8 protein-coding genes and 1 pseudogene are annotated in these 13,679 nt (G+C 59.5%); 1 reads left to right on the forward strand and 8 read right to left on the reverse strand.

The window, feature by feature from the left end:
* Positions 1 to 8 precede the first annotated feature (8 nt).
* The 6 genes from CAI21_RS11220 to CAI21_RS11240 all read right to left on the reverse strand — a co-directional run bounded on the left by CAI21_RS11220 (position 9) and on the right by CAI21_RS11240 (position 8,847).
* Complete coding sequence (locus CAI21_RS11220) at positions 9 to 4,253, reverse strand: non-ribosomal peptide synthetase (RefSeq protein ID WP_181919380.1); 4,245 nt, start codon at positions 4,251 to 4,253, stop codon at positions 9 to 11.
* Positions 4,240 to 5,121, reverse strand: coding sequence for an isochorismatase (locus CAI21_RS11225; RefSeq protein WP_116302371.1), 882 nt, complete (start codon positions 5,119 to 5,121; stop codon positions 4,240 to 4,242). Before CAI21_RS11225 ends, CAI21_RS11220 begins: the two co-directional genes overlap by 14 nt.
* Positions 5,122 to 5,147: 26 nt before the next feature.
* Positions 5,148 to 5,393 carry a hypothetical protein gene (locus CAI21_RS25595; protein WP_309544950.1) on the reverse strand — a complete coding sequence of 82 codons (246 nt, stop codon included), beginning with the start codon at positions 5,391 to 5,393 and terminating at the stop codon, positions 5,148 to 5,150.
* A gap of 133 nt (positions 5,394 to 5,526) precedes the next feature.
* Positions 5,527 to 6,804: a (2,3-dihydroxybenzoyl)adenylate synthase gene (locus tag CAI21_RS11230; RefSeq protein ID WP_309544951.1), complete on the reverse strand. Its 1,278-nt coding sequence runs from the start codon at positions 6,802 to 6,804 to the stop codon at positions 5,527 to 5,529.
* Positions 6,801 to 8,009, reverse strand: a complete 1,209-nt coding sequence (locus tag CAI21_RS11235; protein ID WP_116302372.1) for an isochorismate synthase — start codon at positions 8,007 to 8,009, stop codon at positions 6,801 to 6,803. Before CAI21_RS11235 ends, CAI21_RS11230 begins: the two co-directional genes overlap by 4 nt.
* A gap of 37 nt (positions 8,010 to 8,046) precedes the next feature.
* A complete protein-coding gene (locus CAI21_RS11240) occupies positions 8,047 to 8,847 on the reverse strand; it encodes a 2,3-dihydro-2,3-dihydroxybenzoate dehydrogenase (RefSeq protein ID WP_116302373.1) in 801 nt (266 codons plus the stop codon).
* Between the two features lie 152 nt (positions 8,848 to 8,999).
* Here CAI21_RS11240 and CAI21_RS24850 point away from each other — a divergent pair, with 152 nt between their 5' ends.
* The gene (locus CAI21_RS24850; protein WP_116302374.1) at positions 9,000 to 10,007 is read left to right on the forward strand and encodes a helix-turn-helix domain-containing protein; all 1,008 of its coding nucleotides are present in this window, start codon (positions 9,000 to 9,002) and stop codon (positions 10,005 to 10,007) included.
* A gap of 149 nt (positions 10,008 to 10,156) precedes the next feature.
* Here the strand turns inward: CAI21_RS24850 and CAI21_RS11250 are convergent, their stop codons facing one another.
* Together CAI21_RS11250 and CAI21_RS11255 are read right to left on the reverse strand one after the other, a co-directional pair.
* Positions 10,157 to 10,516: a copper-binding protein gene (locus CAI21_RS11250; RefSeq protein ID WP_181919381.1), complete on the reverse strand. Its 360-nt coding sequence runs from the start codon at positions 10,514 to 10,516 to the stop codon at positions 10,157 to 10,159.
* A gap of 41 nt (positions 10,517 to 10,557) precedes the next feature.
* A pseudogene (locus CAI21_RS11255) lies at positions 10,558 to 13,667 on the reverse strand (efflux RND transporter permease subunit).
* Positions 13,668 to 13,679: the final 12 nt, after the last annotated feature.

Genomic DNA, 13,679 nt, shown 5'->3' on the forward strand with positions numbered 1-13,679 from the left:
CTAAAGACTTAGACACCGACTTCCGGTACTGCGCCGGATTGCACGATCATCCCTTGCATGGCCGCTTGCGCGAGACTGCGCTGAAAGCGCTGCCGGTCGGGCTTAGCTATCGGCTGTAAACGGCTATGCCAGCGCGGATTGAACGGAGGCGGTTCGAACCGACCCGGCATAGCCGGCGTACTGTTACGTCTTTGTTCGAAGAATGCTGCAAGCGTCTGATCGTGTTGATCGCCTTGCGTAAGACACTGCAACCACTCCGGTAACGAGGTGATGGCAAACTCATAGCCGCTGCTGCGCAACCAGTCGTAGACCTCGGCGATGGGAACCGGTGGATAGGGAGTGAGATGCCAGGTATCGGCGCTCAGGGGCTCGAACAACTGCCGTACGATGACGTGCGCGACGTAATCGACCGGCGTCCAGATTTCCGCGAAATCGAGCGCCGGGAGCAGCCGGTGCTTAAGCCCGGCACCGATAATCCGCCATAAAAGATCCTGCGCATTCGGATTTCCCCCGCGACTGGCCGGCGTTATCCTCCCGATCCGGAACACTTCGGCGGCTAAACCTTGGGCGATAGCGCCATAAACCCGCTGTTCCGCGACCCACTTACTTTGCTGGTAACCATCCTGCAAACCCGCGTGAGCGGCATAGGCGCATGGTGCGGCGACGGGAGCCAACTCGGCTGACGGCAGAGTGGCTAAGGTCGAGATAAATTGAAAACGCTTAGCGGTTCCGACGGCGGCCAAATCCAACAAATGCTGAGTGCCGTCGACGTTGGCCGCCCGCAGGCTTTGGTAGTCGCGCATGACGCTTACTTGCGCCGCATTGGCAATGACGGCATCCACCGCGTCGGCGAGCGTTTGCCATTGCGGTTGCGTCAAACCAAGGCGGGCTTTGGCGACATCGCCAACGACCACGTGCAGGCGCTCCTCCCAATGCGGCTGCCAAGAGCCGCCCTGCTCCTGCACGGCACGCTTGAGACGCTCCAGGCCCGCCCTCTCGCTGTCTGCGCGCACCAGGCAGTAAATCCCTATTGGCGTTTCTTGCAGGAGAATGGTCAGTAACTCGGTACCTAGGAAGCCTGTCGCGCCGGTCAACAGAACGGCACGCAAACGGCCTTGGGGTTGCCGGTAAACGCGCTCCGGCCCCTGCGCCTCGGTTACGAAAAGGGGCCATCCCGCCTGCTTGGAGTCCGCTTCCCTATCAAGGGCTTGCGCCAAATCCTTGAGACGGGGGTGACTGAACAGCAGCGGAATCTCCACCGTCTTACCCAATAACTTGCTGAGCCGGTTAGCCACTTGTAGGCATTGCAGCGACTGGCCGCCCAGCGCGAAGAAATCGGCGTCCCGCTCGATCTCGGTAAGGCCCAGTACGGTCTGCCAGACTTGCCGCACTTTCGCTTCCGTACCGCTCTCGAAGCCGATATCAGGCGCCTGCGAGAGGTGTTGCCGTGCCAGTGCCTGCAAGGCTTGCCGGTCGACCTTGCCGGTCGACGTCTTAGGTAGCGCGGTTACTTGATGGTAAGACGAAGGAATAAGCGGCGGCGGCAGCTTATTGGCCAGCTGCCGCCTGAGTTCGACGGCCTCGAGCCGCCGGCGGGTTACGAGAAATGCCGTCAAATATTTTTCGCCTACCCCCGTTTGCATGCCCAGCACCGCGGCTTGTTGCACATCGTCAAGCGCTAACAGCGCGGCCTCGACCTCTCCGGGTGTCACCCGGTGGCCGCTGATCTTAATTTCGTCGTCGACTCGGCCCAGATACGACAGACTTCCATCCGTTTCCTGTCGCACAAGATCGCCGCTGGCATAACTCCGTGGTGCCCCAACAAACGGCAGCGCTTTGACGAAGCGCTCTGCCGTTTGTCGGCTTAAGTTGTGGTAGCCCGACGACAAGGTCGGGCCGCAGAGCATCAACTCTCCGGCTGTGCCCGGCTGACACGGCTCGCCGCTGTCGTTTCGGACCCAAGCTTGAACGCCTGGCAAAGGCTGCCCTATCGATACCGGATCACGCCTCCCCGTCAAACGCTGCGCCGTGGCAACGACAGTGGCTTCGCTGGGGCCATAGGTATTCCAGAGCGGGCAGGCACCCGGGAGCTCGAACCAAAGCTGTCGCTGTTCCGGGTAAAGGGCCTCGCCGCCGATGATGACCTGCCGCAAGCTTGCGGGAAAGCTAAGCTTATGCTGTGCCAACGCCAGGCTCCACTCATGCCAAAAGGCGGTAGGCAGATCGAGTACCGTGATCCCCCAGGTATGCAAACGCTCGGTAAAGGTCGCCAGACAGCGCGTGGCGCTGCCGTCGCGGACCACTAGCGTCGCACCGCTACCGAGTGCGCCGAAGATCTCTTCGACACTGGCGTCGAAATGCAACGGGGCGAAGTGCAACACTCGGTCGTCGGCCCTTAGCCCATAACACTGCCGCGCGCTCGCGACAAAATGCGCCAACGCACGGCGGCTAACGATGACCCCTTTCGGCGTTCCGGTACTGCCGGAGGTGTAGATCTGATAGGCCGCTGTGTCGGAGCAATACCGCGCGGCAGGCGTATCCTGTGTCGGCGAGTCAAGACAGTCCCAGCGCCAGACCGGGCCCTGCCAATCGGGCACCGCTTCGGCGTCGCCGACGATCAAGGCTGCGGGCGCGGCATCTTTTAGCACCTGCGTTTGGCGCGCCGTCGGCGCGTTCGGATCTAAAGGAATATAGGTCGCACCTATACCTAACACGCTCAGCACGGCAACGATGGCATCGCTGCCTTGCGGCAGCGCTAACGCGACCCGTTGCCCCGCATCGAGGCCGCATGCACGTAGTGCCGATTGACGTCGGAGCACGGCTTGCAATAAAGCGCGATAGGACCACTGTCGCTCGCCGTCGATCAAGGCTATCTGCTCGGGCGTGGCATAGGCATGCGAAACCAGCAGTTGCGAGACGTCTTCGGCCGGGATTGCCAGTGGTGGCCCCGATAGCAGGGGTAGAGCGGCGGCTTCGACCTGCGGCTGCGCCGGGTCTTTTATCAAAGACCGCAATACTGTCAGTAACGTGGCGAGAAACTGCTCTACCGCCTCGCGTTGATAGACGGCGGGGCTGGCGCCGATGTCGATCTGTAACCTTCCGCCCTCGCCTCGCGGTTGTACCGTCACGCTAAGATCGTCATGACCGCCGCTGGACACGCTCCGAGAGCGGGCTTTGACGGCACCGAAATCCAGCGAGAAATCAAACGGCAGGACATTCACAACAAGCGCGAAGAGCCGCCGTTCGGGGGCTAGATAGCCGCTATCGCGTAAAAGATGGCCATAGCGATAGCGTAAGTGGGGGCGGCAATCGCGCAGTTCTTCGCGCACTGCTCGGCTCAGTTGAGCGCCGGTAGCGCCTGCCGGCAGCGACACCCGCAACGGGCTCAGATTCATCACCAGCGCGGGCACCCGGGCGGTTTTAGACCCAAGGCGCCCCATCGCGGCCATCCCAAGCGGTATGTCTCGGGCACCTGTATAGGTATGTACGAGCAAGGCGGATGCCGCGTAAATCCAGTCCGTCCAATGGGTGTCGGACGACTCCGCCTGCGCTTTGAGTGCCTCGAATTCGTCGGCTTCAAGATGCGCTCGCGCATTTAACAACTGATGAGAGGCTGTCGGCGGCCGCGTCGATAACCGTGGCGTTTGCGTTGCCAGCCCCGCCAGTTTCTCCGCCCAAAATGCCTGATCGGCGTCTCGGGCAGTGCTTGCCTGGTAGGCCGCATCCTCTTCGAAAACCGCTTCTGGCGGACCGAAGGCCGGCGGTGCCTCGGGTGTGCGGTAAAGCTCAGCCACCCGCTGTTGCAGTAATTGATAACCGTACCCATCGATCAACAAATGATGAATGGAGAGAAACCAATAATGCCGCTCGGCGGACAAGCGGATTAGTGCGTGGCAAACCAATGGCCCGGTCTTAAAATTTACCGTTCGCGCTACCCGTTCGCGCATCCAGGCGTTGGCGGCATCCTCCGGTTTGGCATCAGCGCTGACATCGACCCGCTCTAAGGCCGTTGAAACGAGGCTCCGGCGCTGTTCCGGCACATCGCCGCTGTCGTCGATGACGACGTGCAACCCTTCGGCTTCCTGCAAGGCCTGCTCGGCCGCGCGTCGAAAACGCGGCAAATCCAGCGGACCGTCAAGGCATACATATTCCGCTGTGTTATACAGGGCCGGTTGCGCTGCCTGTTGCTGGCTTAACCAAAGGCCGAGCTGCGCCTGCGTGAAAACTCGGCGAAGCGGCTTAGGCTGCGGCACGATCCGCCTCCCGAATCGCTCGCCACCAACCCGCAACGGTCGGGTCTTCCGCCAGGCGCGGGAAGCTGACGTTTAAGCCTTGCCGCTGCCAACGCTCGACAAGCCGCATCGCTTGTATGCTGTCTAAACCGGCGTCGATTAAGTGCGTCTCCGAGCTAAGCTGCACCACCGATACCCGCATGACAGTCGCCAGTTCTTGCAGTAACCAGTTGTAACCGAAAGCCTCTGCCTCGTCTTTCCAGGCGTTGATAACCTGTTGCGTTGTTAGGACTTGGCCGCAACGCGTCGCGATATAGTTCAAGGCATGCTGATGTTCGCTGCGACTGAAATCGGCCACCGCATCGGAGACCACGGTGGTCTGAATATCCTGCATAAAAGCGTCCAAAGCAGTGGTTTGGATGCCGATATGCGTGTAGACGCCCACAATGACGAGTTGGTCTCGCCCCCATTCCGTTAGATCCTGCCGCAGCGATGAACGCTGGAAGGCGGAATAGCGCCACTTGGTCAGTAAACGGTCGCCCGGCATTGGTGCCAATCCGGCGACGACCTCGGTTTGTTCCGGCTTCGCTTCCAGTCCTCGGCCCCAGAAATCGGTCAACAAGCGCCGTTGTTCGGCTGGCTGATCGCCAGGCTGGAGCGTATAAACTATCGGAATCTGGCGTTCTCGCGCGGCCGCGATCAAGCGTCGACAGTGATCTACGAGCTCGGGAACCGGCGCTTTTTCTTGGTCGAAGAACCCAAGAAAATAACGCTGCATGTCGTGTACCAGCAGTGCTGCACGCTTTTTGTCGAGCGGCCAATCGACCTTATTGGCAACGGTCGGTTGGGCATCGGCGAGTCGATACGAATAGATTTTGGGTATAGCCATAAGCCACGTCATTCCTCTGAGTGCGTTTAAGATGCCTGCCGGGAGGCCGTGTGGTTTGCATACTCGGCCGCCAGCTCGCGCAACTGCCGTTTGCTGGTTTTGCCGGCGGCAGTGAGCGGAAAGGCGCTAACCGCTTGGAAGAGGTCCGGGATTTTGTAGCTCGCCAGTCCGCTTTGGCGAAGAAACTCCCGCAACGCCCGCTCCGGCATGACAGCCTTACGGCGAAAAATCAGGAAGGCGCAGCTACGCTCGCCGAGGTGTTCGTCGGGCATGGCGACCACCGCCGCATCGTGAATATCGGGGTGGGCTAGCAGATGATTCTCGACTTCCTCCGCCGCGATTTTTCGCCGCCGCGGTTAATCTGATCTTTCGCCCGCCCTTCGACGATGAGATAACCTTCGTCGGTCAAGCGAACGCGATCGCCGGTTCGGTAAAGCCGTCGACGGTAAATGCTCGCGCGTTATGCGCCGCTGTCTTGTAGTAGCCCCTGATCGTGTACGGCCCCCGGGTAAGTAAATGACCGACCGCACCCGGCGGGACGTCCTTGTCCTCGTCGTCCACCACACGGATTTCATCGTCTGCCGACAGCGGCCTGCCTTGTGTGTTGATGATCAGCTCGTCGGGGTCGTCCAAACGCGTGTAGTTAACCAGCCCTTCGGCCATGCCAAACACTTGCTGCAATCGGCACCCAAGCTTGGGCGTCACCCGCTTGGCCGCCTCGGCGCTGAACTTCGCTCCGCCGACTTGTAGTAATCGAAGACTGGATAAATCCTCTCGCCGATGCTCGACCGCCTCCATCCAAAGAAGCGCCAGCGGCGGGACGAGCGCTGTTAAAGTGACCGCTTCCCGCTCGATAAGCGGAAACGCCACATCCGGGCTTGGATGCCGGGCCAGGACGACTCTGCCGCCCGCATGCAAGATGCCTAGGCTGCCGGGAGAGCTGAGGGGGAAGTTATGAGCGACAGGGAGTACGGTTAGACAAACGCTATCGGCACCTAGCCTGCATAGCTCCGCGCTCGCTCGCACGCTGTAGAGGTAGTCGTCATGGGTGCGCGGAATAAGCTTTGGGGTACCCGTACTGCCGCCGGACAACTGAAAGAAGGCTACGGTGTCCGCAGCCGGTTCCGGAAAGGAGCTTGCAACGGCATACAAGCTGGCAAACGGAATAAACTCTTCGGCCTCGCCCAGCACTATAACGTGACGCAAAGCCGGGCAACGCGCCTGGACTTCATAAGCGAGCTGCCGATAATCGAACCCGCCCTCTATGTCCGGAACGATATACGCAACCGCTCCTGTCTGCTCGCAGAAGCTGACGATCTCGGAGCGTCTATGCGTTGGCAACGCCAATACCGGCTGAGCGCCTAATCGAAACAAGGCGAAACAAATCGCAAAAAACTCTGCAACATTAGGCAGCTGGACGACAACCTTATCATTCCGCTTAATAGGCAAACCGCGCAACCCCGCCGCCAGCCGGTCGGCACGCTCGTCCAGCTCGCGGTAACTCCAGCGACGCTCCTGGTCTACGAGCGCGATACGATCGCCAAAGCGGGCAGCGCGTGCGCGCAGAAAGCTTCCTAGTGTCTCCCCAGTCCAATAGCCGGCCTCTCGATAATAGTCGCCAAACACAGCCGGCCATGGCGTAAACGCTTGTTCTTCAAGCTGTTGCCCTATACTGTTTGTCATCGCCACACCTCTTCCAGCAGTTGCTCGACCCCTAACGCCACCAACATCGTGCGTAATTTCGAACTCGTCTCGGCCAATTCCTGCTGAGGCGTCGATCCGGCCACAATGCCGGCACCGGCAAATAACCTCAGCGCCCGACCGGCGGACTCGGCACAGCGGATGGTGACCGCCCATTCGCCATTACCTTTAGCGTCCAACCACCCGATAGCACCGGTAAACGCACCCCGATCGAACGGCTCCAGCGCTTTGATGGCGCGCCGCGCAGGCTCGGTCGGATAACCGCACACAGCAGGAGTCGGGTGCAGTGCGTATACCAACTCCAAGGTGGAAACATGCGGTCGAGTCAAGGTGCCGGCGATTCGGGTCGATAGATGCATCATGCTGTCGGTAAACACGACACTGGGTTGAGCCGGTACGACTAGGGAGGCGCAATAGGGACGTAAAGCCTCCTCGACGGCAGCGACAACGATGGCATGCTCGCGCCGGTCTTTATCGGAGGCCAACAAGGCTGTTGCTCTACGCTGGTCTTGAATCGGGCAACCAGTACGCGGCAAGGAGCCGGCTAAGGGGTTGCTGGTGACGTGATTGCCGTGGCGCGATATCAGGAGTTCCGGACTTGCACCGAACAGCGTTCGCGGGGTCTGCTCTCCCTCTCTAAACGGAAGCTGCAACGCATAGGTATAGCCGGAGCGGTTTTGCTGGGTAAGGCGTTTAAGCACAGCCGCCAGCGCAACCTCCCGATCCAGCTTAAGATCGAGTGCCCGGGATAATACAATCTTGCTCAAAGCCCCTTGCTCGATAAGCATCAAGGCCTGCTCAACCCCTTCGAGGAAACAAGCCGGGTCCGACCGACACTCCTCAATGGTATGGGTAACCGGCGGGATTAGCAGGCTACGGACAAATTCCGCTGCCGGAAGCATGCAACGCAATGTCTCCGGCACAAAGAGTGCGACGTCTGCGTCACGTTCGAACGGCAAAGCACCCACCGCGAGCTCCGAAGGGGCGAGTCGCCATGCGAGAGTGTTCTGCAACTCTGCGGCGCTTTGCTTATTCCAGGGTATAGTTATCGACTCTCGGATGCCCTCGCCGATCCAGGTTTGTCCCGGCGAAGCAAAGTAGTAGCTTAAGTTTTCGCCGACCGCGGAGAACACGTCTTCCCCCCGGTCGTTAGCGTCATAGCGTTTGCCTTGCGTTATCGTACTCATACCAATCCTTTGTTTCGCGCTTGAACAACCAAAGCGATCAGGCACTTAGGCTTGCACCTCCGTCCACGCGAAGATCATGTAGCGTGACATGCCTGGCCTTTTCGGAGAGTAGAAAAACAACGGCGTCGGCAACGTCTTCCGGCACCGCGATACGGCCCAGAGGAATACCGTTACGAAAGCTACCGAGGCAGCCCTGCACAGCGGCCGCCCTACCCGCAGCGTCCTGCCAAAGTGTTTGCTGCATAGCGGTATCGGTCGAACCAGGAGAAACTAAGTTGCAGCGAATTCCATACGGCGCCAGCTCCAACCCGGCACAGCGAATAAACTGGCTCATTGCAGCTTTGGACGCGGCATAAGCCGCCATGTGAAGCCTGGGTACAGCGGCAGCATTCGAACCTATCGCCACCATCGCACCCTGCCGACGCGGCATCATCTGGCGCGCGACTGCGCGCACCGTATTAAAGGTGCCGGCCGCATTAACCGCGAAGCTCTCTTGCCAATCCTCGTCGCTCGTCTCCAGTAAGGAGCCAGGCCGCAATATCCCCGCGACATGAACAAGAAAATCGATATTTCCCCACGTCGCTTCAATCTCGCCCACCGCCCGCTCAACGGCCGCACTGTTGCTAACGTCAAGTGCGACCGAGACGATGCTGCCTCCGCAGCGCGCCATATCGCCGCAGTCGGCCGGTTCGCGCTTATGCACATCGGCTGCAATAACCGTCGCTCCGAGTTGCATTAGCCGCTCTACCACAGCCGATCCTATACCTCCCCAAGCTCCGGTTACTAAGGCACATTTGCCGGCGAAGACCTCGTTGCCACTCCCTTCCTGCCGCTCCACTGAGCACCTCCTGATTCCGCTGACAAACTCTGCCTGTAGTCCTTATCCGACAACTATGATAGTGAGAAGCATTTGCATTTAAAGATGATGGGGCTAGTATTTCACAAGCCGACACAAAAGAAATTTGCCGAATCACAGGAGAAGTTTGTGGAATGCTCAACTTGAATAGGGGAAACGACGAGCCGCGCGGGCGAGCATTGAGCGGCGAGCAGGTCAAGCTAAGCGGGGAGACATTTGGATCCGGCTATGAAATAAGCGGCTCCCGCCCTGAAAGCTCGATATTCAGCGGGACCTTGCGGGCAGCCAAGCTAAGGGACGGCTTGCTCGTGCACTGCGCCGATCTGTGCGACTTGGCGGATACCAAGATAGAACTGCTACTCCACCCCGTACTTAGTATCGAGCTGATTCTCCGCAGCGAGGCGGATATCTTTTTTGATAACCGACCGCTTAAGTTAAGAGGCACACTTTCCAACGGTAAAGAGAATCCGCGAGGTGTGCTGATATCGCTAACCGACCCCGTACGCTTCCGGCGCCAAGCGCGAGCCGGCAACCGGGAACGGAAAGTCAGCATCCTATTAAGTAAATCGTGGCTCGCACAAGACAGTCATAACCTTTTGACCGATAGCGAGTTAGGAAGACTTTATCGACGTCGTTTGACGATCGCCGAATGGCAGCCGTCTCCCCGCGCCATTGCTTTAGCCGGGCAAATGCTTCAGCCTGCCGCGCTCACTCCCCTATTGGAGCGTATGTACCTGGAGAGTCGGGCGATCGAACTCGCCGCCGAGGCCTTATCGCAACTCGGTCGGCAACCCGTGCAAATGCCTACGCGTCTCAAACCGCGCGATTATCGGCGCATGCTCTCGTTACGGGAGTATCTGGATAGCGGCGAAGCCGCCTCTGCCTCTTTGCCCAAGCTTGCCGCGCAAGTAAACGTCAGCGTTAATACGCTACAGCGACATTTTAAAGCGGCATTCGGCTTAACGGTGTTCGATTATCTACGAGAACAGAATCTACAGCGGGCGAGAGCTGCGCTGGAACAAGGCGGCGTAAGCGTTGCCGAAGCGGCGGAGATTGCCGGCTACAACAGTGCCGCCAACTTCGCCACGGCCTACAAGCGCCGGTTCTCCATAGCGCCTAAGGAATCTAGAGCTAGGCTTTGATAGAAAACGAAAAATCGGTTTTCCCCAAAGCCCCCTTGTCTTGCGGCGTTTCCCAGGGCTTAGATTCTCTGGGAACACCGAGCCTATGAGGCGGGGCGGCCGATCCGGCTTAGTAGCACAAGCCTGCTAGGCCGGATCGGCCATTACGGCTACTCCAACGGGGCGAGACGATCGATTTCGAACTCGCCTTCGCTCACTTCTCTGATGCGGAAGGAAACCTTATCGCCAACACCAAGCCCTTCCGTCAGTTCGGCATCAGCCACCGCAAACCGCATGACCATGGCGGGCCAGTTCAGCTCCGGCATCGGCTCATGATGCATCACAAGGCTTGTACCGTTCTTTCCAATGGCGCGCACTTCCCCTATCCCCTGCGCTGTTACCGCCACGCTTTGCGCGTCATGCTGGTGATGTTGATGGCCATGTCGATGAGCGTTGTCGGCCCAGGCCGCCGGCGCCGCGAGTCCGACGGTCATAGCTAGCGCGCCGATCAGGTTAAGGTAGGATTTCATTGGCATTTTCCTCATAGTCGTAGGTAATGGGGGGCGGCAACTTATTCGGTGGCGCCCGTCTCGGGATAGCGACGACGCTGCCAGAGCCAGTACAGAACCGGCAGGAGTAACAGCGAAACCAACGGTGCGGTGATCATCCCGCCGATCATCGGCGCGGCGATGCGCTGCATCGCTTCCGACCCCGGCCCACCGGCAAGCAGTAAGGGCATGAGGCCTAGCACCACCGTGAGCGCCGTCATTGCCTTGGGACGCACGCGCAGGACGGCGCCTTCAATAACGGCTTGTTCCAATTCGCGACGCGTGGCCGGCCGCTTTTGCTCGACGGCGCCCTTGATGTACATCAGCATGACGACGGCGAACTCGGCAGCTAATCCCAGTAGCAGGATAAAGCCCGCAGCCACGGCAACCGACATTTGGAAACTCATGGCATAAAGCAGCCAAACGCCGCCAACCGCCGCAAACGGGAGTGCCCCCATCAACATCAAGGCCTCGGTACCATTGCGGAAGCAGAGGTACAAGAGCAGGAAGATCAGTACGACCGTGACAGGCACAACCAACGTCAGGCGTTCCTTGGCCCGCTCCATATGCTCGTACTGACCCGACCACCGAATCGAGTACCCGGCCGCAGCTCAACCTGGTCTCGCACCACGACTTGCGCCTCTGCGACATAGGAGCCAAGATCGCGGCCACGGATATCGACAACGACCCAGCCATTCAGGCGGGCATTCTCGGTCCGGATCATTGCCGGCCCATCGACCAGTTCAACGGCGGCCAAGCGATGTAAGGGCAGCTGCTCGCCCTCGGCGGTAACCACCGGCAACTCTCTCAGGCTTTCTATGGAGTCCCGCCAATCTTGCGGATAGCGGATGCTGATCGGGTAGCGCTCCCGCCCCTCTACGGTTTCGCCCACCGTCATACCACCGACTGCGGTTTGGATGACTGTTTGCAACTCGGCGACGTTAACCCCGTAACGTGCTGCCGTCCGGCGGTCGATCTCGACTTCGATATAGCGGCCCGTCGCCGTGCGATCGGCACGCGCGGATACCGTGCCCTCCACATCGGCCAAGGCCTGTTCGATATTGCGGCCGATTTGCTCGATGACGGCGAGATCCGGGCCCGCCACTTTGATGCCCACCGCAGAGCGAATCCCGGTGGAGAGCATATCGATGCGAGTCTTGATCGGTTGTACCCAAACGTTATTGGCGCCTGGGATGGATACCGCTTGGTCGAGTTCCCGAATCAAGTCGTCCTTGGTCAGACCCGGCCGCCATTGGTCGCGGGGTTTGAAGCGGATGACGGTCTCCAGCATCCCCAGCGGCGCAGGGTCCGTCGCGGTTTCGGCTCGGCCGGCCTTACCGAATACCTGCTCGACTTCCGGCACACTCATGATGGCCCGATCCGTATACTGGAGAAACTCGCGCACCGTTCCGATCGACGCGCTCGGCTCCAACGACGGCATATACATTAAGTCGCCCTCGTCGATCTCGGGCATAAACTCGCTGCCCAGTCGCGTGGCAGGGTAAAGCGCGCTCAGGGCCAGCACTCCCGTCACCGCAACGGTTGTCCAGGGGTAGCGCAACAGCGCCATCAGCACGGGACGATACGCGCCGATCAAGGCGCGGCTGATCGGATGCTTCGACTCCGGCCGAATCCGCCCGCGCACCAGATATCCCATCAACACCGGAACCAAAGTAATCCCCAAGCCGGCGGCGGCAGCCATGGCATAAGTACCGGTGAACGCCAACGGTTGGAACATGCGACCTTCCTGGCCTTGCAGCGTGAACAGCGGCAAGAAGCTAACCACGATGATTAACAAAGCAAAGAAGATCGGCCGCCCGGTTTCCTTGGCAGCAGCGGCCACAGTCGTCCAGCGCTCTTCGCCGGGGGGAGCCCTTTCTAACCGTTTATGTAGGTTTTCCACCATCACAATCGCGGCATCTACCATCGCGCCGATCGTAACGGCAATCCCTCCTAGCGACATGATGTTGGCGTTGATACCTTGCCACTGCATAATCATCAACGCTGCCAAGATACCGATAGGCAGGCTGACGATAGCCACCAAGGCGGAACGCAGATGCAGCAGGAACACCAGACATACCAGCGCGATAATCAGGAATTCCTGCACCAGTTTCTCGGCTAGATTTCGTACCGAGGCCTCGATTAACGTCGAGCGATCGTAAGTTTCTACAATCTCGACCCCCGGCGGTAGACTCGGCCGCAATTCCTCCAGGCGTTGTTTGACCCGCTCAATTGTGGCAAGGGCGTTTTCGCCGTGGCGCATCACGATAAACGCCCCGACGACTTCCCCTTCCCCATTCAAATCTGCAAGACCGCGACGCGGCGCCGGCCCGATTCGGATATCGGCAATGTCCTCCAGTAACACCGGCGTCCCCTGCGCGCTGCGGCCCACGGGTACGCTACGTATATCCTCTACGCCTTGCAGATAACCGCGCGAACGCACCATATACTCGGCTTCGCCCATCTCGACGACCGAGCCTCCGGCTTCCTGATTCGCGCCGCGGATAGCCTCCCGCACTTGAGTCAGCGACAGCCCATAAGCCCGCACCCGCACAGGGTCGAGCACCACTTGATACTGACGTACCATCCCGCCGAGCGAAGCGACCTCGGAGACACCTTCGATCGCTTGCAGCTCGTACTTTAAGAACCAATCTTGCAGAGAACGTAGCTCGGCCAGATCATGCTGACCGCTACGATCGACTAACGCATACTGATATACCCAGCCGACTCCGGTTGCGTCCGGCCCTAAAGCCGGGCGAGCACCTTCGGGCAGCCCCGGCGCGACTTGGCTCAGATACTCAAGTACCCGAGAACGGGCCCAGTAAGGATCGGTGCCATCCTCGAACAAAATGTAGACGTAAGAGTCGCCGAACATGGAAAAGCCGCGCACATCGGTGGCACGCGGTACGGATAACATCGCGGTGCTCAGCGGGTAAGTCACTTGATCCTCGACAACCTGCGGAGCCTGACCCGGAAACTCGGTATGGACGATTACCTGAACATCCGACAAGTCCGGAATCGCGTCTAAGGGTGTTTGTCGTACCGAGAACACGCTCCAGGCAATAAATACCAGAGCCAGCAGTAGTACCAAGAGCCGGTTATCGAGCGACCACTGGATAATGCGTTCGATCATCGTAATCGCCTC

The sequence above is a fragment of the Alkalilimnicola ehrlichii genome, from assembly GCF_003399765.1.
In the GTDB taxonomy this organism is placed as follows: Bacteria; Pseudomonadota; Gammaproteobacteria; order Nitrococcales; family AK92; genus AK92.

What these genes read in the sequence shown, in the direction of transcription:
- CAI21_RS11225 (WP_116302371.1), bottom strand. Translation starts at nt 5,121, where the DNA reads ATGGCTATACCCAAAATCTATTCGTATCGACTCGCCGATGCCCAACCG.
- CAI21_RS25595 (WP_309544950.1), bottom strand. Translation starts at nt 5,393, where the DNA reads ATGCCCGACGAACACCTCGGCGAGCGTAGCTGCGCCTTCCTGATTTTT.
- CAI21_RS11230 (WP_309544951.1), bottom strand. Translation starts at nt 6,804, where the DNA reads ATGACAAACAGTATAGGGCAACAGCTTGAAGAACAAGCGTTTACGCCA.
- CAI21_RS11235 (WP_116302372.1), bottom strand. Translation starts at nt 8,009, where the DNA reads ATGAGTACGATAACGCAAGGCAAACGCTATGACGCTAACGACCGGGGG.
- CAI21_RS24850 (WP_116302374.1), top strand. Translation starts at nt 9,000, where the DNA reads ATGCTCAACTTGAATAGGGGAAACGACGAGCCGCGCGGGCGAGCATTG.
- CAI21_RS11250 (WP_181919381.1), bottom strand. Translation starts at nt 10,516, where the DNA reads ATGAAATCCTACCTTAACCTGATCGGCGCGCTAGCTATGACCGTCGGA.